Origin of the sequence: Cycloclasticus sp. P1, from assembly GCF_000299965.1 — a bacterium.
Lineage (GTDB): Bacteria > Pseudomonadota > Gammaproteobacteria > Methylococcales > Cycloclasticaceae > Cycloclasticus > Cycloclasticus pugetii.
In genome coordinates, this window is the sequence record NC_018697.1 from 366,228 (window position 1) to 390,454 (window position 24,227).

General features: G+C 43.8%; 21 protein-coding genes. 20 read left to right on the top strand and 1 reads right to left on the bottom strand.

Annotated elements, in window-relative coordinates:
• The first annotated feature begins 49 nt into the window (after positions 1–49).
• The 17 genes from mraZ (at position 50) to lpxC (ending at position 18,716) form a co-directional block, all read left to right on the top strand.
• Positions 50–505 (top strand): division/cell wall cluster transcriptional repressor MraZ, encoded by a 456-nt coding sequence (gene mraZ, locus Q91_RS01795; protein ID WP_015005168.1) that lies wholly within the window; start codon positions 50–52, stop codon positions 503–505.
• Positions 505–1,440, top strand: a complete 936-nt coding sequence (rsmH, locus tag Q91_RS01800; protein ID WP_015005169.1) for a 16S rRNA (cytosine(1402)-N(4))-methyltransferase RsmH — start codon at positions 505–507, stop codon at positions 1,438–1,440. The genes mraZ and rsmH overlap by 1 nt, the downstream gene beginning before the upstream one ends.
• On the top strand, positions 1,440–1,718 hold the full coding sequence (ftsL, locus tag Q91_RS01805; protein ID WP_015005170.1) for a cell division protein FtsL: 279 nt from the start codon (positions 1,440–1,442) through the stop codon (positions 1,716–1,718). The genes rsmH and ftsL overlap by 1 nt, the downstream gene beginning before the upstream one ends.
• Entirely contained in the window at positions 1,715–3,454 is a 1,740-nt protein-coding gene (locus Q91_RS01810; protein ID WP_015005171.1) for a penicillin-binding protein 2, read from the top strand. Before ftsL ends, Q91_RS01810 begins: the two co-directional genes overlap by 4 nt.
• The gene (locus Q91_RS01815) at positions 3,451–5,004 is read left to right on the top strand and encodes a UDP-N-acetylmuramoyl-L-alanyl-D-glutamate--2,6-diaminopimelate ligase (protein ID WP_015005172.1); all 1,554 of its coding nucleotides are present in this window, start codon (positions 3,451–3,453) and stop codon (positions 5,002–5,004) included. The genes Q91_RS01810 and Q91_RS01815 overlap by 4 nt, the downstream gene beginning before the upstream one ends.
• Positions 4,992–6,392: a UDP-N-acetylmuramoyl-tripeptide--D-alanyl-D-alanine ligase gene (gene murF, locus Q91_RS01820; RefSeq protein WP_015005173.1), complete on the top strand. Its 1,401-nt coding sequence runs from the start codon at positions 4,992–4,994 to the stop codon at positions 6,390–6,392. Before Q91_RS01815 ends, murF begins: the two co-directional genes overlap by 13 nt.
• The gene (mraY, locus tag Q91_RS01825) at positions 6,383–7,465 is read left to right on the top strand and encodes a phospho-N-acetylmuramoyl-pentapeptide-transferase (RefSeq protein ID WP_015005174.1); all 1,083 of its coding nucleotides are present in this window, start codon (positions 6,383–6,385) and stop codon (positions 7,463–7,465) included. Before murF ends, mraY begins: the two co-directional genes overlap by 10 nt.
• An 11-nt stretch (positions 7,466–7,476) precedes the next feature.
• Positions 7,477–8,862 carry a UDP-N-acetylmuramoyl-L-alanine--D-glutamate ligase gene (murD, locus tag Q91_RS01830; protein WP_020933077.1) on the top strand — a complete coding sequence of 462 codons (1,386 nt, stop codon included), beginning with the start codon at positions 7,477–7,479 and terminating at the stop codon, positions 8,860–8,862.
• The gene (ftsW, locus tag Q91_RS01835) at positions 8,859–10,055 is read left to right on the top strand and encodes a putative lipid II flippase FtsW (protein WP_015005176.1); all 1,197 of its coding nucleotides are present in this window, start codon (positions 8,859–8,861) and stop codon (positions 10,053–10,055) included. The genes murD and ftsW overlap by 4 nt, the downstream gene beginning before the upstream one ends.
• Positions 10,040–11,101 carry an undecaprenyldiphospho-muramoylpentapeptide beta-N-acetylglucosaminyltransferase gene (gene murG, locus Q91_RS01840; protein WP_015005177.1) on the top strand — a complete coding sequence of 354 codons (1,062 nt, stop codon included), beginning with the start codon at positions 10,040–10,042 and terminating at the stop codon, positions 11,099–11,101. The genes ftsW and murG overlap by 16 nt, the downstream gene beginning before the upstream one ends.
• Positions 11,098–12,552, top strand: coding sequence for a UDP-N-acetylmuramate--L-alanine ligase (gene murC / locus Q91_RS01845; protein ID WP_015005178.1), 1,455 nt, complete (start codon positions 11,098–11,100; stop codon positions 12,550–12,552). The genes murG and murC overlap by 4 nt, the downstream gene beginning before the upstream one ends.
• 12 nt (positions 12,553–12,564) lie before the next feature.
• On the top strand, positions 12,565–13,467 hold the full coding sequence (gene murB, locus Q91_RS01850; RefSeq protein WP_015005179.1) for a UDP-N-acetylmuramate dehydrogenase: 903 nt from the start codon (positions 12,565–12,567) through the stop codon (positions 13,465–13,467).
• Entirely contained in the window at positions 13,464–14,402 is a 939-nt protein-coding gene (locus tag Q91_RS01855; protein WP_015005180.1) for a D-alanine--D-alanine ligase, read from the top strand. The genes murB and Q91_RS01855 overlap by 4 nt, the downstream gene beginning before the upstream one ends.
• Complete coding sequence (locus Q91_RS01860) at positions 14,399–15,190, top strand: cell division protein FtsQ/DivIB (RefSeq protein WP_015005181.1); 792 nt, start codon at positions 14,399–14,401, stop codon at positions 15,188–15,190. The genes Q91_RS01855 and Q91_RS01860 overlap by 4 nt, the downstream gene beginning before the upstream one ends.
• 5 nt (positions 15,191–15,195) lie before the next feature.
• Positions 15,196–16,425, top strand: a complete 1,230-nt coding sequence (gene ftsA / locus Q91_RS01865; protein WP_015005182.1) for a cell division protein FtsA — start codon at positions 15,196–15,198, stop codon at positions 16,423–16,425.
• 49 nt (positions 16,426–16,474) lie between these two features.
• A complete protein-coding gene (gene ftsZ / locus Q91_RS01870; RefSeq protein ID WP_015005183.1) occupies positions 16,475–17,641 on the top strand; it encodes a cell division protein FtsZ in 1,167 nt (388 codons plus the stop codon).
• Between the two features lie 160 nt (positions 17,642–17,801).
• Positions 17,802–18,716, top strand: a complete 915-nt coding sequence (gene lpxC / locus Q91_RS01875) for a UDP-3-O-acyl-N-acetylglucosamine deacetylase (RefSeq protein ID WP_015005184.1) — start codon at positions 17,802–17,804, stop codon at positions 18,714–18,716.
• A gap of 1 nt (position 18,717) precedes the next feature.
• Here the strand turns inward: lpxC and Q91_RS01880 are convergent, their stop codons facing one another.
• Positions 18,718–19,122 (bottom strand): DciA family protein, encoded by a 405-nt coding sequence (locus Q91_RS01880; RefSeq protein WP_015005185.1) that lies wholly within the window; start codon positions 19,120–19,122, stop codon positions 18,718–18,720.
• Between the two features lie 63 nt (positions 19,123–19,185).
• On the opposite strand from Q91_RS01880, the gene Q91_RS01885 reads away from it, so the two are divergent.
• The 3 genes from Q91_RS01885 (at position 19,186) to argJ (ending at position 24,202) form a co-directional block, all read left to right on the top strand.
• Positions 19,186–20,097, top strand: a complete 912-nt coding sequence (locus tag Q91_RS01885) for a M23 family metallopeptidase (protein WP_015005186.1) — start codon at positions 19,186–19,188, stop codon at positions 20,095–20,097.
• Positions 20,098–20,236: 139 nt separating this feature from the next.
• Positions 20,237–22,891 carry a preprotein translocase subunit SecA gene (secA, locus tag Q91_RS01890; protein ID WP_015005187.1) on the top strand — a complete coding sequence of 885 codons (2,655 nt, stop codon included), beginning with the start codon at positions 20,237–20,239 and terminating at the stop codon, positions 22,889–22,891.
• A gap of 90 nt (positions 22,892–22,981) precedes the next feature.
• Entirely contained in the window at positions 22,982–24,202 is a 1,221-nt protein-coding gene (gene argJ, locus Q91_RS01895) for a bifunctional glutamate N-acetyltransferase/amino-acid acetyltransferase ArgJ (RefSeq protein WP_015005188.1), read from the top strand.
• Positions 24,203–24,227: the final 25 nt, after the last annotated feature.

Genomic DNA, 24,227 nt, shown 5'->3' on the forward strand with positions numbered 1-24,227 from the left:
AGTGGGGTAAAGTGGTAGAAAAGGGAATAAATCAAATAAGGGGCCGGTTTTGTTTAGAGGGGTTAATAACGTGACGTTGGATGCAAAGGGGCGATTGTCTATCCCTACGCGTTATCGTGCGCAGTTGAAAACCTCTTGTGATGGGCAAATGATGATGACGGTTGATCGTGAACATAGTCTCTTATTATATCCCTTGCCGGTTTGGGAGGATATAGAACGAAAATTGATTAAATTGCCTACCCTAAATAAGCAAGCCAGACGTTTGCAGCGTTTATTAATTGGGCACGCAACCGAATGCGAATTGGATGGGCAGGGCCGAGTGCTTGTGTCGCCACCCCTACGAGAATTTGCTGGACTGGATAAGAAAACAGTCATGATAGGACAGGGAAACAAGTTCGAAATTTGGAATGAGCAGACATGGGTCACTAAGCGTGACATATGGTTTGAAGAGGAGAGTGCAGAAGACGGTGAGCTTTCACCTGAACTGGGAACCTTGTCGCTTTGATGTCTACTGGTGAATTACATAAGCCGGTTTTATTGGATGAAGCGATAGAGGGGCTGATACGACAAACTGATGGGGTTTATATCGATGGAACCTTTGGTCGTGGTGGTCATAGCGGGTCAATATTGCAGGTCTTGTCGCCTCAGGGGCGCTTATTGGCCATTGATAAGGATATGGATGCTGTGAACTCCCCCCAAGCACAAGCCTTATTAAAAGACGAACGATTTGAATTAGCGCACAGTAGTTTTGCACAGATGGAGCAATTGGCACAAGAACGGCATTGGGATGGCGCGGTTGATGGTATTTTGCTAGACCTTGGTGTGTCGTCCCCCCAGTTAGATGTTGCAGAACGTGGCTTTAGCTTTATGAAAGATGGGCCTTTAGATATGAGAATGGATTCAACGCAGGGCGAGTCAGCAGCGCAATGGCTTTCTCATGTTGAAGAAGGCGAGCTGGTCAAAGTGCTAAGGGTGTATGGTGAGGAAAAGTTTGCTCGTAAAATTGCAGCAGAAATTGTTCTTCAGCGCAAGGAAACGGCGATTGAAACAACGGCTCAATTAGCGGCATTAATTGCAAATGTTGTGAAAAGGCGAGAACCCGGCAAACATCCTGCAACAAGAAGCTTTCAAGCAATTCGAATTAAAATTAACAAAGAACTCGATGACCTTGAGCAGGCCTTGGCAAGCTCATTGAGTATGTTGAAACAAGGCGGCCGCTTAGCCGTTATTAGCTTTCATTCGTTAGAAGACAGAATTGTGAAACGGTTTATACGTGAGCAGTCGCGTGGAGAGATCGTTCCTCGCCATCTTCCAATGCCGTTAGATGCTAAAAAGCCGGTGTTAAAAGTGGTGGGTAAGGCAATTAAAGCGTCTGCGAATGAAGTAGCGGGTAATGTTCGAAGTCGCAGCGCTGTATTACGTATTGCAGAGAAATTGTAATGGCAGATCAAAGTCTAGCAGGTATTACAGTTATTTTATTGGTGTTGGTGATGGTGTCGGCATTGGCCGTTGTGTACGTGAAATATGATGCGCGTTTAATGTTTAATCAGCTACAAAAAGAATTACGAGAACAGGATAGGTTGGGCGTTGAATGGAATCGTTTGCAGTTAGAGCAAAACACTTGGTCATCAAATAACCGAATAGAAAAACTAGCTCGTACAAAGTTAAATTTACAGGCGCCTACGTCGGCACAAATTGTTTACGTAAAAGTTAAATGAAGTATTCACATCAACAATCTAATAACACTGTGCAGAAGGTTATTGTGCCTGAGTTGGCGGGGCGTCGCCGATTTATTCTGGCGTGTTTTATGTTGATGATGTGCGTGCTGATTTATCGGGCAATTGATTTACAAGTATTAAATAATAGTTATTTGCAAAAGCGCGGAGAAGCGGTTCATTTGCGTGACATCAAATTACCTGCTTATCGTGGAAAAATTACAGATGTAGGTGGGCACGCGTTGGCCATTAGTGCACCAGTGAGTTCTGTTTGGGTGAACCCGCAAGAGTTGGAGCTGGGCACTAAAAAGAAAGAGTTTGCAAAGCTGCTTGGTTTGAAGGTTAGCGCACTTGATAAGAAGCTTAAAAAAGTAGCCTCGAGGCGGTTTGTGTATTTGCGTCGCCATATGGATCCACAGGTGACGGCAATGATTGATCAGTTGCAATTACCAGGGGTGTATTTACAAAAGGAATATAGGCGCTATTACCCTGATGGCGAGGTGGCAGCACATCTTGTTGGCTTTACAAATATTGATGATGAAGGGCAAGAGGGCCTTGAATTAGCCTGGGATGAATCATTAAAAGGCTCAGCAGGTGCCGAGCGTGTGCTTCGTGATGGCAAACGCAGAATGGTAAAGCATGTTGATAACATACGCGCGCCTATTCCCGGTCAAGATATTCGGCTAACGATAGACCGGCGTTTGCAATATTTAGCATACCGAGAGTTAAAGGCGGCCGTCGCGCAGCAAAAGGCCACGTCTGGTTCATTAGTGTTGCTGAATGCTGAAACTGGCCAGTTGTTAGCAGTGGCAAACCAGCCTGCCTTTAATCCAAACGATCGTTCTAAGATTAAAGCGAGTCATGTTCGTAACAGAGCCTTTGTTGATTTGTTCGAACCCGGTTCAACAATGAAGCCCTTTACCGTTGCGGCAGGCATGGAATCGGGTGTCTTTGATGCTTCTACCGTGATTGATACCAACCCCGGTTATATGCGAGTGGGACGTAGTCAAGTGCGGGATCACCGTAATTACGGTGAAATAGATTTAGCAACGCTACTACTTAAGTCAAGTAATGTGGCGTCAGCCAAAATTGCCTTGGGCATTCCTGGCGAAAAGTTATGGGGTATGTTGAATAGTTTAGGGTTTGGTCAGTCAGCAGGTCTTGGTTTTCCGGGAGAAGCTCGTGGCAAACTAGTTGGCTATGAGCAGTGGCGGCCGATTGAAACGGCGACCTTGTCATTTGGTTATGGTTTGTCTACCTCAGCATTGCAATTAGCACGTGCTTATTCGGTTATTGCGAATGAAGGTGTTTTAGAGCCGATTTCGTTAGTGGTTGATGAAGCGGCTGCTGAAAGTGTACGGGTGATGAGTCCAACAGTTGCTAACAGTGTGCGGAATATGATGCGCGGTGTGGTTACTAAAGCGGGTACAGCGCCCAGAGCAAAGGTGTACGGTTACTCGGTTGCCGGTAAAACAGGCACTGTAAAAAAAGCGATCGCCGGTGGCTACGCAGAAGATAAATACTTAGGTGTGTTTGCAGGCATGGCGCCAGCTAGCGACCCAAAATTAGTAATGGTTGTGGTGATAGATGAGCCAAAAGCAGGCGATTACTATGGTGGTTTAGTGGCCGCACCAGTATTTTCCAGAGTGATGTCTGGGGCGTTACGCTTAATGAATATTGCACCGGACAACCTCGATAAGGCAACCGTGTTTGCATCACTTGAAAGAGGTATTCAATGATGCCAGCTAAGCAAAATTCTTCGTTGCTGCCTTTGCAAACCGTGTTGGACGGCTTGTTGGAGGTTGACTCAGACATACGTATTGCAAATTTGAGTGTAGATGCGCGCAATATTCAAAAAGATGACGTATTTATAGCAGTCGCTGGTTCACAACAGCATGGCCTTATGTACGCAGAACAAGCGATACAAGCTGGCGCAGTTGCGATTATTTATGACCCTGAAGCAGGGGGTGAATTTTTAGCCGAGAAAGTAAAAAAAGCACATAGCATTTCCCTCTTTAAGCTTGCCAACCTTGGTGAGCATATCAGCATCATGGCTGCGCGTTTATATCAATTTCCATCGAAGGAGTTATCTGTGGTCGGGATTACTGGCACCAATGGTAAAACCTCGGTGAGCCACTTTATTGCTCAGGCATTAAATGTACAGACAAATTCATCCGCTATCATCGGTACCTTAGGCTGGGGACAGGTTGATGATTTAAAGAAAACGATCAATACCACTCCAGATGCAGTGAGTGTTCAGCGGCAACTGGCGACTTTACGCGACGAAGGCATTGCAACCGTTGCGATGGAAGTTTCTTCGCATGGTTTAGATCAAGGGCGGGTTAAGGCGGTTGCGTTTAAGGGCGCTGTGTTCACAAATTTAACACATGACCATTTGGATTATCATCAAACCCTTGAGGCTTATGGTGATGCTAAATTAACCTTATTCAAATGTCCTTCATTAAGCTTTGTTGTTCTAAATCGGGATGATGCCTTTAGTGAGCGGATTAAAAACGCACTGTCATCAAGCGTTAAAGTGTATTCATTCTCAAGGTCGAGCTGCTATTCAACAGTTGAAAACTGTTTGTTTATCTCTAATGAACGATTGCTAGCAACGGGTTTATCATTCGAGTTGTCTTTTAATGGGTGTACTGTTCAAGTTCACTCTGAACTGTTTGGTGCTTTCAATATTGATAACCTTGTTGCAAGCACTGCTGTGTTAATAGCAATGGGTGATGAATTGAGTGTCGCCGTTGCTAAGGTTGAAAAGGTGAAGGCCGTTGAAGGGCGTATGCAACGGGTTTTAGTTGAAGGGGCTAAGCCCGAAGTGGTGGTTGATTATGCGCATACACCAGATGCCTTAAGGCTTGCTTTGCAAAGCTTGCGTCAGCACTGCAAAGGAACCTTAAGATTGGTTTTTGGCTGTGGCGGTAATCGGGATGAAGCAAAGCGTCCACTAATGGGGGCCATAGCGGATGAGTTAGCCGATAGTATTGTTATTACAAATGACAACCCACGTTTTGAATCAGCTGAAGCGATCGCTGAGCAGATTAAAGCAGGCATTAGTCATGTGGCTAAGCTGACCGTTACGCTTGATCGTGGGCAGGCAATACAGCAAACCATTGCAAGTGCCGCTAAAAACGACATTATTTTAGTGGCCGGTAAAGGGCACGAAGAATACCAACAGATACAGAATGAAAAAATAGCTTTTAGCGATGTTGCACAGGTAAAAGATGCATTAAATGCAAGCGTGTTGAGCGAAGAGGGAGGTCACGGATGCAAACCATGAGCCTTCAGCAAGCAGCGGTTATCACTAAAGGGCACCTTGTGGGTGAAAACGTGAGCTTTAATGCCATTAGTACAGACACAAGAAAGATCCAACAGGGTGATCTTTTTGTTGCCTTACAAGGTGAAAATTTTGACGCAAATGATTTTGTAGAACAGGCCAATAAGAACGGTGCAGTGGCGGCGATTGTTAGTGCTGAGATAAGTGTTGATATGCCATATGTGAGAGTAGATGACACTTTATTAGCTTTAACGCAGATCGCAAAAGAACAACGTAAGGCGCTGGATATCCCCTTGGTCGCTATTACGGGCAGTAATGGCAAAACCAGTGTAAAAGAAATGTTAGCAAGCATTTTAAGCGGTTCGAATAAAGTGCTAGCAACAGAAGGTAATCTGAATAATCAAATAGGCGTGCCGCTTACTTTATTAAGGCTAACCGACGAACATGATGTTGCAGTGATTGAAATGGGCGCAAGTCATTCAGGTGATATTGCGCATCTATGTGATATTGCAGCACCAACCGTGGCGATTTTAAATAATGTTGGCTCAGCGCACTTAGAGGGGTTTGGCAGTATTCAGGGTGTTGCCAACGCGAAAGGTGAAATTGTTTCAGGAGTTAGTGAAACAGGGACGGCGATTCTTAATCAAGAAGAGCCTTGGTTAGACCAATGGCTGGCGTTACTTGGAAATAGACGTGTTATTCGTTTCGGCTGGTCTGATAATGCCGATGTGTGGGCAGATATTGAATCGGTACAAACGGGTATTTTTAACGGTCAATTTAAAACGACTTTTGTTCTGCATTATCAGCAAGAACAGGTCGAAATTCAGCTGAACCTTATCGGTACGCATAATGTTCTAAATGCACTTGCGGCGGCCAGTGCAGCCATCAGTTTAGGCGAGTCGCTCACTGATATTAAAGAAGGGTTAGAACGACTGATGGTGGTAAAAGGTCGGATGCAATCATTAAAAGGCGTTAATAACAGTGTTGTTATTAATGATTGCTACAACGCAAACCCTAAGTCATTTGAAGCAGCCATGGCCTGTTTAAAAAATATACAGCAACCTGTGTGGTTAGTGCTGGGTGATTTTGCAGAGCTTGGGACTGAGAGTATGCAGATTCATCGGCAGTTAGGTGCAGACATTGAAACCAGTCATGTAGAGCGTTTTTATGCTGTCGGCGAGCAGATGAAAGTGGCGGTGAATGAGTTTAATAAGCACAGTAAGTCGCCAAATCGGCAGGCGGTTCACTTTTCTACTAAAGACGCGTTGGCAGTGCACTTAGAGCATGAGCTGAGTGCGGATACAGTGATTTTGCTAAAAGGCTCTCGTTCACAGGGTTTAGAAACTATTGTTGAAAAAATAACACTTAAAGAGGACAGCGTATGTTGTTAATGATTGCAGACTGGCTGTCTGAATACCACAGTGGTTTTAGAGTGTTTCACTATCTGACGATGCGTTCGATTTTAGGCACGTTAACGGCGTTGTTTATCGCCTTTCTTGTTGGGCCAACCATGATTCGTAGGTTGACGTTTCATAAGATAGGTCAGGCAGTACGTGATGATGGTCCGGAAACACATTTTAAAAAAGCGGGCACGCCAACAATGGGCGGGACGTTAATTTTAGTGGCCGTTGGTTTGAGTACCTTGTTGTGGGCTGATCTTTCCAATCGATATGTTTGGGTCGTGTTGCTGGTTACCCTGTTAACAGGGGTAATAGGCTTTATTGATGATTATAAAAAAGTAGCCTTGCAAGACCCCAAAGGCTTGTCGGCGGGTAAAAAATATTTAGGTCAGTCAGTGATTGCCTTATCGGCGGCGTTATTTTTGTATTACACAGCGGTATCGCCCATTGAAACGACACTGTTCGTACCATTTTTTAAAGATGTAAGCCTTCAACTAGGCTGGTTCTTTGTTCCGTTGACTTATTTTGTGATCGTTGGCACCAGTAATGCGGTTAATTTAACCGATGGTTTGGATGGCCTAGCGATCATGCCGACAGTCTTAGTCGCAGGTGCGTTGGGTATTTTTGCGTATTTATCTGGGAATGCACAATTTGCTCAATATTTGGCGATTCCTAGCTTACAAGGAACGGGTGAACTGGTTGTGTTCTGTGGGGCGATAGTGGGTGCAGGTATGGGCTTCCTATGGTTTAACGCTTACCCCGCAATGGTTTTTATGGGAGATGTGGGTGCGCTGGCGTTAGGGGCTGCCTTGGGCGTTTTAGCAGTCTTAGTACGCCAAGAATTGGTGTTAATCATCATGGGCGGTGTGTTTGTGATGGAAACGGTTTCGGTCATCTTGCAAGTGGCCTCGTTTAAATTAACCGGTAAGCGCATTTTTAGAATGGCGCCTATTCATCATCATTTCGAGTTAAAAGGCTGGCCAGAGCCAAGAATTATTGTTCGTTTTTGGATTATCACCGTTATTTTGGTGTTAATCGGGTTGTCTACGTTAAAACTAAGATAATGGAAGCACTGATGCAAAATGATTTTCACTATCAACGTTTAGGTTTAGCCCGTTTGGGCTTGGATCAAGATGGCGTGCGTGTACTTGTTGTGGGTCTGGGCGTGACCGGTTTATCGGTGATTAGATTCCTGCAACAAAATCATATTGAAGTGGCTGTGGTTGATAGCCGTGAAACTCCGCCTGGTTTAGATGTGGTTGAAGAATCATTTCGAGATATTGCTGTGTTTACTGGCGGTTTTGATCATGATTTTTTTGAAGCAGCGACGCATATTATTGTGAGTCCTGGGGTGACGTTGGAGGAGCAAGAAATTCAAGCAGCATCAGAACGTGGTGTGCCTGTGTTTGGTGATATAGACCTTTTCGCGGTGTGTGTAGATGCGCCTGTTGTAGGTATTACTGGTTCAAATGGAAAAAGTACCGTGACAACCTTATTGGGCCAGATGGCTGAAAAAGCTCAATGGGATGTTCGAGTCGGTGGAAACCTAGGGACACCGGCTTTAGATTTGTTAACCGAGAAAACGGCCGACTTGTATGTTTTAGAACTATCTAGTTTTCAGCTTGAAAGAACCTCTCAGCTTAAAGCTGATGTGGCGGCGCTGCTGAACATTAGTGATGACCATATGGATCGTTATCGCAGCGTGGTTGCTTATTGTGATGCGAAACAACGAATCTTTTTTGGTGAGGGCGTAGCGGTTTTTAACCGTCAAGACGAGATGGTTAACGCATTGGCATTACCATCGGAACGTCAAGGTGTTTCATTTGGCTTGGATCAGCCTAATGGTGATCATTATGGTCTGCTATCGGTGGACGGCGGAGAATGGTTGTCAAAAGGTAGTGAGCCTATTTTGCAAGTTGCTGAGTTAAAAATTAAAGGCACACATAATATTCAAAATGCTCTAGCTGCGATGGCGATGGCCGATGCGCTAAAGATTCCAGTAGCGGCTCAACAAATAGCATTAAGAGAGTTTTCAGGCCTTAGTCATCGAACGCAATGGGTGACTGAGTTAAAGGGTGTTACATGGATAAATGATTCTAAAGCCACCAACCCAGGAGCCTGTTTAGCGGCGCTAAATGGTTTGCCTGCTCCAATTATTCTAATTGCTGGCGGTGATGGAAAAGGCGCTGACTTTAGTTTGTTGAAGCAGAGTATTCAGTCAAATGTTTCATTGGTTATATTGCTTGGGCGTGATGCTAAAAGGTTTCAGCAAGAAGCGGTTGGGTCAATACCTTGTGAATTGGTTGCTAATATCGAAAAAGCCGTTCAACTAGCCGCTGAGCATGCAGTATCTGGAGACACAGTATTATTGTCGCCTGCTTGTGCATCGCTGGACCAATTTGCAAGTTATCAGCAACGTGGTGAGCATTTTATGACGGCTGTGGAGGCGTTAGAACGATGAGTGCTGCGATGTTAAGCGTAGGAGATTCTTCACGAGTGGCAAGACGCGGCCGTTACTATTTAGATGGCTGGATGTTATTTGCGGCGATAAGTTTGCTTTGCATTGGTTATGTGATGGTGGTGTCGGCTTCATTACACATTGGCGAAAGAGTGTTCGACAATATTTGGCATTACCCTGCACGTCAGGCGGCACATATTGTTGTGGGTTTGATCTTGGCGTTTGTCATGGCTAATGTTCCATTATCGGCATGGGAGCAAAGTGGGCCTAACCTAATTTTGGTAGCGATCGCCCTACTGGTCTTGGTGTTTATTCCGGGTATCGGCGTGAAGGTAAATGGTAGTTACCGCTGGATTAATTTGGGCGTAGCTCGGCTTCAAGTCTCAGAAATTGTAAAGCTTGTTTGTATTGTTTATATGGCAGGTTTTTTAACGCGTCATGTTCATGTTGTCCGCGAGTCTATCAAAGGGGTAATACGCCCTATGCTACCGCTAGGTGTGGTGTTCGGTTTGTTGTTGGCTGAGCCTGATTTTGGTGCAACTTTTGTTATTGGCTTTAGTGTGATGTGCATGATGTTTTTAGGGGGTGCACGTCTTATAGAGTTTTTGACCCTTGTGTTGATGGGAGTTGTATTAGGTGTACTGGCGATTGCTTCTTCAACTTACAGAATGGAACGAGTGACAGCTTTCATGGATCCTTGGGCAGATCACCTAGGTTCGGGGTTTCAGCTGGTTCAATCGCTTATTGCAATGGGCCGTGGTGAATGGTTTGGGGTAGGGCTAGGTAGTAGTATCCAAAAGTTGTTTTATTTACCAGAAGCGCATACCGATTTTATTTTTGCGGTTCTCAGTGAAGAATTGGGTTTTATAGGGTCTAGTGTAGTGATTTTGTTATTTGGTTTATTGCTATGGCGTGCTTTTCAAATAGGTAAGGCCGCAGAGCGATTAAACCTAAGATTTTATTCATTATTAGCTTACGGTTTAGGTGTCTGGATTGGCCTGCAATCGTTTGTAAATATTGCTGTAAATATGGGTGTGTTACCGACGAAAGGGTTAACCTTGCCTTTAATGAGCTATGGTGGAAGTAGCATGATTGTAATGTGCATGGTCGTGGGTTTGTTGTGCCGTATTTACCATGAAACGCAACAACAGTACATGTCTCAATTGAAAGGAGGCGCGGCATGGCATTACGCATAATGATTATGGCGGGTGGCACAGGTGGGCACGTCTTTCCAGCCTTGGCTGTGGCAGATTACTTACAGAATGCTGGACACATGGTTAGCTGGTTAGGCACCAAAAAGGGCATTGAAGCAACAGTAGTGCCGGAAGCCGGTATTGAAATTGACTGGTTAAGCGTATCCGGTTTGCGAGGCAAAGGTCTGCTGAGCTTATTGCTAGCGCCAATAATGTTGTTAAAAGCCTGCTATCAGGCCGCTAACATCATTCGTCGTCGTCAACCCGATGTGATATTAGGGCTGGGTGGTTTTGCCTCAGGCCCTGGTGGTTTGATGGCTTGGTTACACAAAACGCCGCTGGTTATACATGAACAAAACCGGGTGCCAGGTACAACAAATCGTTTGTTAAAAAAGTTGGCTAAGCGGGTATTAGAAGCCTTTCCAAATAGTTTTGATGAACAGACAGGCGCTATCTTTACAGGTAACCCAGTTAGAAAAGAGTTGTTAGGCGGCTCGGTGGGTGAGCCAAAGAAAAACACAAATATTTTAGTCGTTGGTGGCAGCTTGGGTGCATCGGTATTGAATGAGGTGGTGCCTGAGGCATTACAAAGCCTACAGGCTAGTTTAAGCGTTAACGTTATTCATCAGGCAGGCAAAGCGACCATACAGATTGCTAGAGAAAAATATAGTGAGGCGGGTGTTGCAGCAGATATTCGAGAGTTTATTGCGGATATGAAGCAAGTATATCAATGGGCTGATATTGTGATTTGTAGGGCAGGAGCAATGACCATTTCTGAGTTAGCAATAATGGGCTTACCTTCCATTCTTGTGCCACTGCCGCATGCCATAGATGATCATCAAACTAAAAATGCAGCCTACTTAGCAGATGCAGAGGCGGCTGTGTTGATGCCGCAGTCGACACTGACATCACAGAACCTGTCAGAAACATTAAAGGCCTTGCTTACTAATGAAAATCAATTATCAGATATGCGTAAAAAAGCACGGTCGTTAGCAAAACCAGAGGCAACAGAATTAGTTGCTAATGCTTGTTTGGAGGTGGCTTTATGATGCCCAATACGCATAAACATTATTCAGCGCACTTAGGTTTTGGCAAACTTAAGCGTATTCATTTTATCGGCATTGGTGGTGCGGGAATGAGTGGCATAGCCGAAGTGTTGATCAACCTTGGCTATGAGGTATCAGGGTCAGATATTCGTAATAGTAAAGTAACTGAGCGATTAGCGAACCAAGGTGCGACCATTTACATCGGGCACATGGCCGAGAATGTAGACGATTGCGATGTAGTGGTAACCTCAACAGCGGTTCAAAAAGACAATGCAGAAGTTGTTGCTGCGAAAGAGCAACGTGTGCCGGTTATTCCGCGCGCTGAAATGCTTGCGGAATTGATGCGGTTTAGGTTTGGTATTGCAATTGCCGGTACGCATGGAAAAACCACAACAACTAGTCTATTGGCAGTGCTGATGACAGAGGGGCAACTGGACCCTACCTTTGTGATTGGTGGTTTGTTAAACAGTGCAGGGTCAAATGCAAAACTGGGTGAAAGCCATTACTTGGTTGCAGAAGCAGATGAAAGTGATGCGTCATTTTTACACCTTCAACCCATGATTGCAGTGGTCACCAATATTGATGAAGACCATATGAGTACATACGGTGGCGATTTTCAGCAAGTGAAAGATGCCTTTCAGTCGTTTTTACATCAATTGCCATTTTATGGTTTAGCGGTGATGTGTGTTGATGATGAGAATATACGCGAATTGGCGCCATCGATTGGCAAACCTATTTTGAGTTATGGCATTGATCAAGCGGCAGATTTTCAGGCGTTGAATGTAAAACAAGAAGGCTTTCGAACACATTTTAATTTAAAGCGTTTGGGTAATAAGGGGCAGTTACCGTTAACCTTGAATATGCCGGGTAAACATAATGTTTTAAATGCTCTGGCGGCAATTGCAGTGGCCAGTGAGTTGGGCGTATCTGATGAGGCGATTGCATCTGGCCTGAATCACTTTAAGGGTGTTGGACGACGCTTCCAAGTGAATGGCGAAATAAAGCGAGAAGGTGGTTCAGCTTTATTGGTTGATGACTATGGGCATCACCCTCGTGAAGTTATCGCCACCATTAAAGCTGTGCGTGAAGGCTGGTCAGACAAGCGCTTGGTTTTGGTTTTTCAACCACACCGTTACTCTAGAACACACGATATGTTTGAAGATTTTGTCGATGTGTTAAATGAGGTGGATGTATTGGTATTACTTGACGTGTTTGCTGCTGGTGAAAAACCAATTGCTGGTTCTGATGGGGCAGCCTTGAGTAAGGCCATTCGGCAACGAGGAAAAATTATTCCTGTATTCGTCAAGGATATTCAGCAACTCCCCGATGTTTTAGATGGCGTTTTATTAGCCAATGACATTGTGGTGACTTCTGGGGCCGGAGATATTGGTGCCGCATCTGCAAAGTTAGAAAAACAGTTAAATACTCTAAGCGACCTTGGGCAAACGACCTAGGGGCTTATGCATATGATGATGAAAAATACTCACCAATTAACAGGATGCTTGATGGAGAAGGAGCCCTTGGCTCGTTATACATCATGGCGTGTGGGTGGTATTGCAGATCGGTTATATAAACCAGCAGGTATAGAGGACGCACAACAATATTTGAAGTCGCTACCAGCTGGCGAGCCAGTACTTTGGTTGGGTTTGGGTAGTAATGTATTAATTCGTGATGGTGGCGTGCGCGGCTCAGTCATTTATACACGAGGTTGTTTAAAACAGATGGAACAATTGGCTGACGGAATGCTTAAAGTTGAAGCAGGTGTGCCGTGTGCTTTGGTGGCTAAACTAGCTGCAGAAAAAGGCTTGTCTGGGGCGGAGTTTTTAGCCGGTATTCCCGGCACAATGGGTGGTGCGTTAGCTATGAATGCTGGTGCATTTGGTGGTGAAACATGGGCGTTAGTTAGTAAGGTTGTTTTGTTGAATCGGCACGGGGATTTAATAGTACGCGATGCGGATGATTTTGACGTGGGCTATCGCTCAGTATCACTGGCTGATGATGAGTGGTTTGTAGCGTGTTATTTAGATATTCCTCAAGGTGGCAATAAAGAAAGTCGTGAAAAAATACGTCAGTTATTGGCTAAACGTTCACAAACACAACCTACAAATGTTCCTAGCGGTGGATCTGTTTTCAAAAACCCTGAAGGAGACCATGCGGCGCATTTAGTTGAAATAACAGGCTTGAAAGGTTATCGAATTGGCGGTGCGCAAGTATCAGAGAAACATTCGAACTTTATATTAAATACAGGTCATGCCACGGCTAAGGACATTGAACGTCTCATTGAATATGTCAAAGGTCAGGTGCATAAAAATCAGGGTGTTTTGCTTGAAACAGAAGTTCGTATTATCGGTGAGGAAAAGGCGCAATGAGCACTATTCAATCCGCTAAATCTTTTGGCAAGGTTGCTGTGGCAATGGGTGGGCATGCTGCTGAGCGTGACATTTCATTATTAAGTGGTGAGGCCGTTTTGTCGGCCCTTAAATCACAGGGGGTTGATGCGATTAAGTTTGATACGGCAGCCTCTGACATCATGGAGTTAAAAGAAAAAGGTATAGACCGTGTTTTTAATATTATGCACGGGCGTGGTGGAGAAGATGGCCAATTGCAAGGTGCTTTAGAACTAATTGGCATTCCCTACACAGGGAGTGGTGTATTGGGGTCTGCATTGGGCATGGATAAGTTAAGAACAAAAAACTGTTGGCTGGGTGCTGGGCTTCCAACACCAAAATGGATGGTGCTAGAAAAAGAATCCGATATAGATGCATGCGTAGTTGCGCTAGGTTTTCCAGTCATGGTTAAACCAGCGCTAGAAGGCTCTAGTTTGGGGATGGCAAAAGCAAATACCATAGAGCAGCTTCGTGAAGCGTATAAAAAAGCAATGAAATTTACCTGTGATGTTATGGCAGAGCAGTGGGTTGAAGGAGCAGAGTACACCGTGGCTGTACTAGCAGATAAAGCGTTGCCAGTGATTAGATTGGAAACCCCTAATGAGTTTTATGATTACGAAGCGAAATATCAGGCAGAAACAACTCAATACCATTGCCCCTGTGGGCTAACTGCTGAACAAGAACAAGCCTTACAACACTTATCGATTAAAGCCTTTAAGTTGTTGGCTGGTGAAGGTTGGGGGCGCGTTGATTTAATGTTAGATGCACAAGGTAAGCCGCAGTTATTAGAAATAAATACGGTACCTGGAATGACCGACCACAGCTTAGTCCCAATGGCCGCAAAACAGGCAGGTATTGATTTTAATACATTAGTTTGGCAGATATTGGAAACCAGCTTTGCGAAGGAGGGGGCATGAAGAGTGTGATGATTGATTTGCTTCAGCAAAATGAAGTGTTGGTTAAAAAGAGCGTTCTTTCTCTAATAGTAGCGATTGTTGTATGGCAGTTCGTTAGCTGGTTAATGCAACCAAGCACGATGCCCATTAAACAGGTGCGTATCGGTGGTGAATTAAATTATGTGACAGCTGAGGATATTTCAACATCGTTATCAGCATTAGTTGATACCGGGTATTTCGCGATGAATAGCAGTGAAATTGTTAAACACGCGACGGCCTTACCCTGGGTGAATAAAGCAACAATTAGGCGTGTGTGGCCAGATACTATTGTACTGACCTTGGTGGAACAAAAGCCTGCTGCGATTTGGAATAAAACGGCCTTGCTGAATACACAGGGCGAGGTATTTAAACCGGTATTTGATAAAAGCTTAGAAACATTGCCAAGTTTATCAGGCGTGGAGACGAGTAGTCAGGCGATACTTGAAGAATATAGAAAAGTTAATAACGCAATAAAAAGCACGGGTATTCAAGTCAGCAAATTGAGTTTAGCAGAGCACGGTAGTTGGTCGGCAGTAATGAGCAATGGCATAAAAGTAAGTGTGGGTCATCAGTCGCCTGAACAGGCAATTGGTAAATCATTAAGGTTATTGGCATCGCTGGAAGGCAGTTTGATAGATCAGCTTGCGAAGGTGGATTTGCGTTACCCAAATGGGGTGTCCGTACAGTGGAAAGACGGTTATAAATTTGCTGACCGGGTTGAGCAAATAGCCGCATTTAAATTGAAAAAGGATCAGCCAGTTAAAGGCTAAGAACAATGAAGAAAAACAGTGATAAGAATTTAATTGTTGGTTTAGATATAGGTACATCTAAAGTGGCGGCCATTGTGGGGGAAATAACCCCAGATGGAACGATTGATGTCATCGGTATCGGAACCAATAGTTCGCGAGGTTTGAAAAAAGGCGTGGTGGTTAACCTCGAGTCTACAGTACATTCAATTCAACGCGCTGTAGAAGAGGCTGAGTTGATGGCGGGGTGTCAAATTCACTCAGTATTTGTGGGGATAGCAGGCAGTCACATCAGTAGCTTGAACTCCAGTGGTGTGGTGGGTATTAAAGAAAGCGAAGTGATTCCATCAGACATAGAGAGAGTGATTGATGCGGCAAGGGCAGTGGTTATTCCTGCGGATCAAAAGATTCTTCACATCATGCCACAAGAATTCATCATCGATGGACAAGAGGGCATTAAAGAGCCTGTTGGAATGGCGGGCATCAGGCTGGAAGCAAAAGTACATATTGTGACCGGCGCAGTGAGTGCAGCGCAGAATATTATTAAATGTGTAAGGCGTTGTGGTTTAGAAGTAGGCGATATCATTTTAGAGCAGCTTGCATCGAGCAGTTCGGTGCTCACGGATGATGAAAAAGAACTGGGCGTTTGTTTGGTTGATATTGGTGGTGGCACGACGGATATTGCAGTTTTTTGTGATGGCTTTATTCGCCACACCGCGGTTATTCCAATTGCCGGAGACCAAGTTACTAATGATATCGCTGTTGCATTACGGACGCCTACCCAGCATGCCGATGAAATTAAGTTGAAATATGCATGTGCGCTGACTCAATTAGTTCAAGAGGACGAAATGATTGATGTGCCAAGCATAGGCGATCGGCCGGCACGAAAAATTTCACGTGGAAATTTGGCTGAAATTATTGAGCCTCGCTATGAGGAATTAATGATGCTTGTACAGGCTGAGCTGAGGCGCTCGGGCTACGAGGACATTGTTGCCGCAGGGATTGTGCTAACGGGCGGCAGTGCAAAGGTAGAGGGATTGGTTGAATTGGCAGAAGAGGTATTCCACATGCCTGTTCGCCTGGGTTATCCGCAGTATGTGTCTGGTTTAAGCGAGGTGGTTCGTAATCCGATATATGCAACCAGTGTTGGGTTGTTGTTGTTTGGGCAGCAAAATAGTGTGGCAAGTGGTGGAGAGGTGAAAAATGGTTTTGAAGCTATGTGGGAAAAGATGAAGAGCTGGTTTCAAGGTAATTTTTAACGATAAATAGAGACTTTAGTATTTAGATTAACAAGATAGGGGAATTGATATGTTTGAATTAATGGATGCACATACACAAAATGCAGTAATTAAAGTCATTGGTGTTGGCGGTGGCGGTGGCAATGCCGTGAATCACATGGTTAATAGTGCAATAGATGGTGTGGAATTTATTTGCGCCAACACAGATGCGCAAGCTCTAAAAGACACACCAGCTAAAACGGTATTGCAGTTAGGTAATAATAGTACAAAAGGCTTGGGTGCAGGCGCGAACCCTGAAGTGGGCCGTCAAGCAGCGATTGAAGATAGAGAGCGAATTCAAGAAGTAATCGTCGGTTCTGATATGGTCTTTATCACAGCAGGAATGGGTGGTGGAACAGGGACAGGTGCTGCGCCAATAGTGGCCGAAATAGCAAAAGAAATGGGTATCTTAACAGTAGCTGTAGTGACTAAGCCTTTCCCATTTGAAGGCAAAAAAAGAATGTTATTGGCAGAACAAGGGATAGAGGAATTAGCACTTCACGTTGATTCATTAATTACTATTCCGAATGAAAAGTTATTGCACGTACTGGGCAAAGAAATGAGTCTGCTAAATGCCTTTAAAGCGGCGAATGATGTTTTGCTAGGCGCTGTACAAGGGATTGCAGAATTAATAACCTGCCCTGGCTTGATTAATGTCGACTTTGCTGACGTTAGAACTGTTATGTCAGAAATGGGTGATGCGATGATGGGAACAGGTAATGCAAAAGGAGAATCTAGAGCACGCGAAGCTGCAGAAGCGGCCATTCACAGCCCCTTGTTAGAAGATATCAATGTACAAGGCGCTCGCGGTATTTTAGTGAATATCACGGCTGGATTAGATATGTCTATAGGTGAATTTGAAGAGGTCGGTCAAGCGATTAGAGATTTTGCATCGGATGATGCGAATGTCGTTGTCGGTACGGTTATTGATCCTGATTTGTCAGACGAAATGCGAGTAACTGTTGTTGCAACTGGTTTAGGTGGCAAGGCAAAAGTGGCTGAAGAACCAACGCCGATTGTTCAAGTGAAAAGAGAAGCCATTAAAACGGCTGACCTGAAGGAAGAGGATTTTGATATTCCAACAATCATGCGTGATGGAAAAGCGGAAATGGCGGATCAAAAAACCAGTGGTATAGATAATACCTTAGACCCTGCTTATTTGGATATACCTGCGTTTTTAAGAAGGCAAGCCGATTAGTTGAGACCGTGAACCGCCCTTGGATATTGAAATGTGTTGAGGGCGGTAAAATAACTGAGTACGTGGCAATGCATGGCTTATTGTTAAATTGCAAAATGTGTTAATATCCCGCAATAATGACAATAAAAATAAATTGAATTTATCTGCTTGGGAGTTTTAAATGATTAAACAACGAACGCTGAAAAACGTGATTCGTGCTACGGGTGTTGGTTTACACAGTGGCGAAAAGGTTTATTTAACGTTGCGCCCTGCAGGCGTCAATGCCGGTATTGTTTTTCGCAGAATAGATTTTGACGAAGCAGTCGTTATTCCAGCAAAAGCAGAAAATGTAGGTGACACACAATTATCAACCACCTTGATACAAGGTGACGTACGAGTCTCTACTGTTGAACACTTGTTGTCGGCCATTGCTGGATTGGGTATTGATAATATTTACATTGATTTAAGTGCTGCTGAGGTGCCGATCATGGATGGCAGTGCAGGCCCGTTTGTCTTTTTACTACAATCGGCTGGTATAGAAGAACAAAACGCAGCGAAACGCTATATTCGCATCAAAAAAGAAGTCCGAGTAGAGGATGGCGATAAGTGGGCGAGCTTTGTCCCTTTTGAAGGCTTTAAGGTCGGGTTTAGTATTGAGTTTGATCACCCAGTATTTAAATCACGTACACAAAAGGCGATTATTGATTTTTCTTCAACCTCGTTTGTTAAAGAGATAAGTCGTGCGCGTACCTTTGGTTTTATGAAGGATATTGAAATGTTACGTCAACGCAACTTAGCGTTGGGTGGAAGCATGGATAATGCCATTGTCGTCGATGATTTTAGAGTCTTAAATGAAGATGGCTTGCGTTACGAAGATGAATTTGTGAAACACAAAATTTTGGACGCTATTGGTGACCTATACTTACTAGGGCATAGTTTGATTGGTGAGTTTCATGGCCATAAATCGGGGCACGAGCTTAATAATAAGTTATTAAGAGAGTTGTTGGTTCAAGAGGATGCTTGGGAAGAAGTAACGTTTGAAGAAGATGACCAATTCCCTATTTCATATATAGAACCACTACCTGCGGGTGTTTAAACTAAGATAGCTTGTTTTTTTGTAGTGTCTTGATGAGTTTATTCATGGAATGGGTTAACGAGTCTGCCTGTTCTGAATCGTTGGCTTCTGTAAGACACTTTAATGTATGACTGGATGGCGATTTAGGCAAAAGCGGCGTTTTTGCTGTGTGCTTAGATAGCACTTTAACCTTTAAAGTACGAACCCGTTCACCAAAATAATTTGATAAGGCGTTTAGAATAGGTTGGCGTAGATACAGTAGTTTTGAAGCCCAGACAGAAGAGTCGGTGAATAAGATTACCGTGTTTTTACTGGCGGTGACATGCAAACAATGAGCTGCCAAATCTTCAGTTATTGATCGTTGAACAAGACGCAGAAGTGTTTTTTGTTGATGCAAGCTTTGCTGAATATGCTGTAAACCATTCAAGGATGACCTGTTGTTTTTGAAAGGTTGTTTAAACATATGTTGTTAAGATAAAAAATAAATAATATGCAAATTATACTGTTAACAAAAGGTAAAAAGAAAACCATCAACTTTTCTGCGATCCAGCAAAAAGTTATCTATGGGTTACTTGGTAGCTTTGTTTTATTACTAGCAGTTTATTGGTATATGCCATCGGTGACTGAAGTTAGGTTAACCGAACAATCAGGGAAGGTATCTCAAGAGTTATTAACCCAGCGAATAGAGCTGGAAAGAGTGCGCGAGAAAACTCAAAATACGCTGGATAACCTTGCCTTACGAGTTGGGCAAATGCAAGCACAATTGACGAGGCTGAATGCGGTTGGTGAACACCTTGTTAAGAAGGCTAATTTAACGGCGTCAGAATTTAATTTTGACGAATTACCAGCCATCGGCAGTGCAGATTTGCCGGACTCAGCAGAAAGTTTTACAGAAAACCAATTGCTGCATGATATTCAAGTACTCGATAAACAGTTATCTTTACGCGAAAAACAATTAACGTTATTGGGTGTTTTTTCGGCAAATAAAGAGTTGTCTAAAGAGGTTCGCCCAGCAGGGTTACCAGTCGCAAAAGGATGGTTGTCATCGTATTACGGTTACCGAGCAGATCCATTTACTGGCAAGAAAAAATTTCACCATGGTGTCGATATTGCGGGCAAGACAGGGACCAGTGTTTTAGCCGCTGCATCTGGCTTGGTGACCTACGCGGGGAAAAAAGGCGGTTATGGTTATTTAATTGAAATTGACCATGGCTCAGGGTACGTCACCCGCTATGGGCATAATAAGGAAATAGTGGTCAAATTAGGCGATGTCGTTAAACAAAATGATGTTATCGCTAAAATGGGGTCAACGGGTCATTCTACCGGGCCACATGTTCACTTTGAAGTAATGCGCAACGGTAAGAAGGTGAATCCCCGTAAATACCTGTATTCTTCAAGCTAAGGCAGTACTTACTCCTACGTCCTTTTACATTCTAATTTAAAGCGTTATGAATAGGGCTTGAATGGGCCTAAAAAGCAGGTTTCAGTGAACCATATGCGGTATCATTTGGTTTTTCGTTTCACACTAAAGTTTATTTGTAATGATTTCAAATATCGTAAAGAAAGTTTTTGGTAGTCGTAATGATCGGTTGGTAAAAGCAAAACAAAAAACCGTTAAAAAAATTAATGAGATTGAAGCATCAATCAGTGCCTTAAGTGACACTGAGTTGAAAGCGAAAACGGATGAATTTCGTGCTCGACTTGAACAAGGTGAAACACTCGACTCATTAATCGTTGAAGCGTTTGCAGTGGTTAGAGAAGCTGGTGTTCGCGCCTTAGGCATGCGTCATTTTGATGTGCAGCTAATTGGCGGGATGGTGCTTCATGATGGACGCATCGCCGAAATGAAAACCGGTGAAGGTAAAACACTGGTTGCCACGTTATCAGCCTATTTGAATGCATTGCCCGGTAAGGGCGTTCATATGGTGACAGTGAATGATTACTTGGCTGAACGTGATTCACAATGGATGGGGCAGTTGTTCGCCTTCTTAGGCATGACAACGGGTGTGATCGTCAATTCGATGAGCCCTGAACAGCGACGCGAAGCCTATGCAGCAGATATTACATACGGCACTAATAATGAGTTTGGCTTTGATTACCTTCGAGACAATATGGCATTTGGTGTCGAAGACAAGGTTCAACGTGAGCTGCATTACGCGATCGTTGATGAGGTTGATTCAATCTTAATTGATGAAGCAAGAACACCATTGATTATTTCAGGCCCAACAGATGATAAAAGTGATTTATATATCAAGCTTAACGAGTTGGTAAAAGACCTTACAGAAGAGGTTGAGTCGCAAGAGGGTGGTGAGTACACCGTTGATGAGAAGTCGAAACAAGTCTTTTTGACAGAGTTAGGCCATGAAAAAATTGAAGAACTACTGACCAGTAGCGGCCTATTAAGTGAAAATGAAAGCCTATACGATGCCACTAATATTGGGTTGATGCATCATGTATATGCTGCATTACGAGCCAGTGCGCTGTATCACAAAGATGTCGATTACATTATTCAAAATGGTCAAGTGGTTATTGTTGATGAGTTTACTGGAAGAACAATGCCGGGCCGGCGCTGGGGCGAGGGGCTTCATCAAGCAGTAGAGGCAAAAGAAGGCGTTAAAATTCAAAGTGAAAACCAAACGATGGCGTCTATTACATTCCAAAATTATTTTAGGATGTATGACAAATTATCGGGAATGACCGGTACTGCAGACACTGAAGCATTTGAGTTTCAACAAATTTATGGTTTGGAAGTTATTGTTATTCCAACACACCGTGGGATGGCGCGTGAAGACGCCGGGGATCTTATTTATTTAACAGCGAAAGAAAAATACGAAGCGGTTATTGAGGATATCGAAGATTGCTACCAACGAAAGCAGCCAGTATTAGTGGGTACGACCTCTATTGAAGTTTCTGAATATATATCGTCCAGCCTAACCAAGAAGAAGGTGCCTCATGAGGTGCTTAATGCTAAACAGCATGAACGTGAAGCACAAATTATTGCCAATGCCGGTGCTTTAGGGGCGGTCACTATTGCGACTAATATGGCCGGACGGGGGACCGATATTGTTTTGGGTGGCAAGAGTGACGACGAGTCATCTGAAGTATGGCAAAAAAAGCATCAGGCAGTACTAGATGCCGGTGGTCTCCGTGTGATTGGTACAGAAAGGCATGAGTCGCGCCGGATAGATAATCAGCTAAGGGGGCGGTCAGGGCGTCAAGGTGACCCTGGTGCAAGTCGTTTTTACTTATCGTTAGAAGACAGCTTAATGCGAATTTTTGCCTCAGAACGTGTATCTGGTTTGATGCAAAAACTGGGTTTAGAAAAAGGTGAGTCGATTGAGCACCCTTGGGTGAGTAAAGCGATTGAAAATGCTCAACGTAAAGTAGAAGGGCATAACTTCGATATTCGTAAACAACTTCTTCAATACGATGATGTGGCGAATGATCAACGTCGAGTGATTTATGATCAACGTAATGAAATTATGGAGGCATCAGATATTGCCGATACTATTGTTTCTATACGTGAAGATGTCGTTAACCAATTAATTGATGTGTATATTCCAGCACAATCAATCGAAGAGCAATGGGATATTGCAGGCTTACAGGCTGCTCTTGAGGATGAGTTCTCCTGCAAGCTTAATATTCAAGAGCTATTAGATACAGATGATAGCTTGCATGAAGACAGTCTGCGCGAGCTAATCCTAAAAACAATCAGCGATGACTATGCTAAAAAAGAAATATTAGCAGGTGCAGAGGTGCTTCGGCACTTTGAAAAATCGGTGATGCTGCAAACATTAGATTCGTTGTGGAGGGATCACTTAGGTGCGATGGAACATTTAAGACAGGGTATTCATCTACGTGGTTATGCACAAAAAGATCCGAAACAGGAATATAGACGCGAGGCCTTTGAGCTCTTCACATCGCTATTAGATACATTAAAAAGAGATGTTGTTCAATTGGTAACAAAGGTCCAAGTTCGTGCAGAAGAAGATGTTCAAGCCGTTGATGAGCAACGTCGTATTCATCAAACCATGGAATACAAGCATGATGATGCAAATGCCTTAGGTGAAGAGAAGAACGATGAGCAAGCCGACAAGGCACAGCCTTTTAAACGTTCGGATAAAAAAATTGGCCGGAATGACCCTTGCCCATGCGGTTCTGGCAAAAAATTTAAACAGTGCCACGGCAAGCTGTGAGGCTACGTTAAGCGCTTTGAGTAAGGTGGCTTTTTATAGTCTAAGGGCTACTTAACTTTATAACTATAACTGTTTATTAGGAGCTTAATCATGCCTGTAGGCGGAACTGTCCCTTTAGAATTAAAAGCAATATCAGGTGTTCGCATTGGCACCGCATCAGCGGGTATTTCACAAACTGAACGTGACGACCTAACGCTATTTGAACTGACTGCGCAAACACAGGTTGCGGCTGTTTTTACAAAAAATAAATTTTGTGCAGCGCCCGTTACAGTGGCTAAAAAACATTTAGCCGAAGACTCTCCACGTTATCTACTGATTAATTCAGGCAATGCAAATGCTGGTTTGGGCGACGCAGGTTTGTTGACAGCGCAAACATGCTGTGCAGAACTTGCAAGCAAGGTGAATGCTAAAGAAACACAGGTATTACCGTTTTCAACAGGAGTGATTGGTGAACCGTTACCAGTAGACAAGCTTGTAGGTGGTTTGCAAACGGCAGTAGATACCTTAAGCGAACAGCATTGGCAAAAAGCGGCTGTAGCCATTATGACAACCGATACCTGTGAAAAAGGCTGCTCTTGTACATTACAGTTGGATGGCACAGAGGTCACCATAACGGGCATTGCAAAAGGCTCAGGCATGATAAGGCCAGATATGGCGACGATGCTATCTTATGTTGCGACTGATATGCCGATTGGCAGAAAAATCCTCGAGGTTATGCTGAAGGAGGCTGTGGATATGTCTTTTAACAGTATTTCGGTAGATGGTGATACGTCAACAAACGATGCTGTCGTATTAATGGCAACCGCAGCGGCTGATATAGAGCCGATTGAGACGCAAAGTGATAAACGGTACCCAGTGTTTTTAGCAGCATTAAAACAGCTGTGTAGTTATTTGGCCGAAGCAATTGTAAGAGATGGAGAGGGCGCTACAAAACTAATAAACGTTCAGGTTGAACAAGCTTATACAGCAAGTGATGCAAAGGAAGTGGCTTATACGGTTGCGCATTCACCATTAGTGAAAACCGCCTTTTTTGCCTCAGACCCTAATTGGGGGAGGATTCTAGCCGCCGTAGGTAGAGCGAACATAGCAACAATAAATGTCGATGCGGTTTCAATTTACTTAAATGATATTTGTATTGTTAAGGCCGGTAAGCGTTCAGCTGACTATACTGAAGAGCAGGGGCAAAAGATTATGAATCAAGATGAAATTTGTGTTCGTATTTGTCTGGCTCAAGGAGACTGTTCATCTCGTGTATTAACCTGCGATTTATCTTACGATTACGTCAAAATAAATGCTGAGTACCGCTCATAAAGTATTAGACATAGTATTGATATAC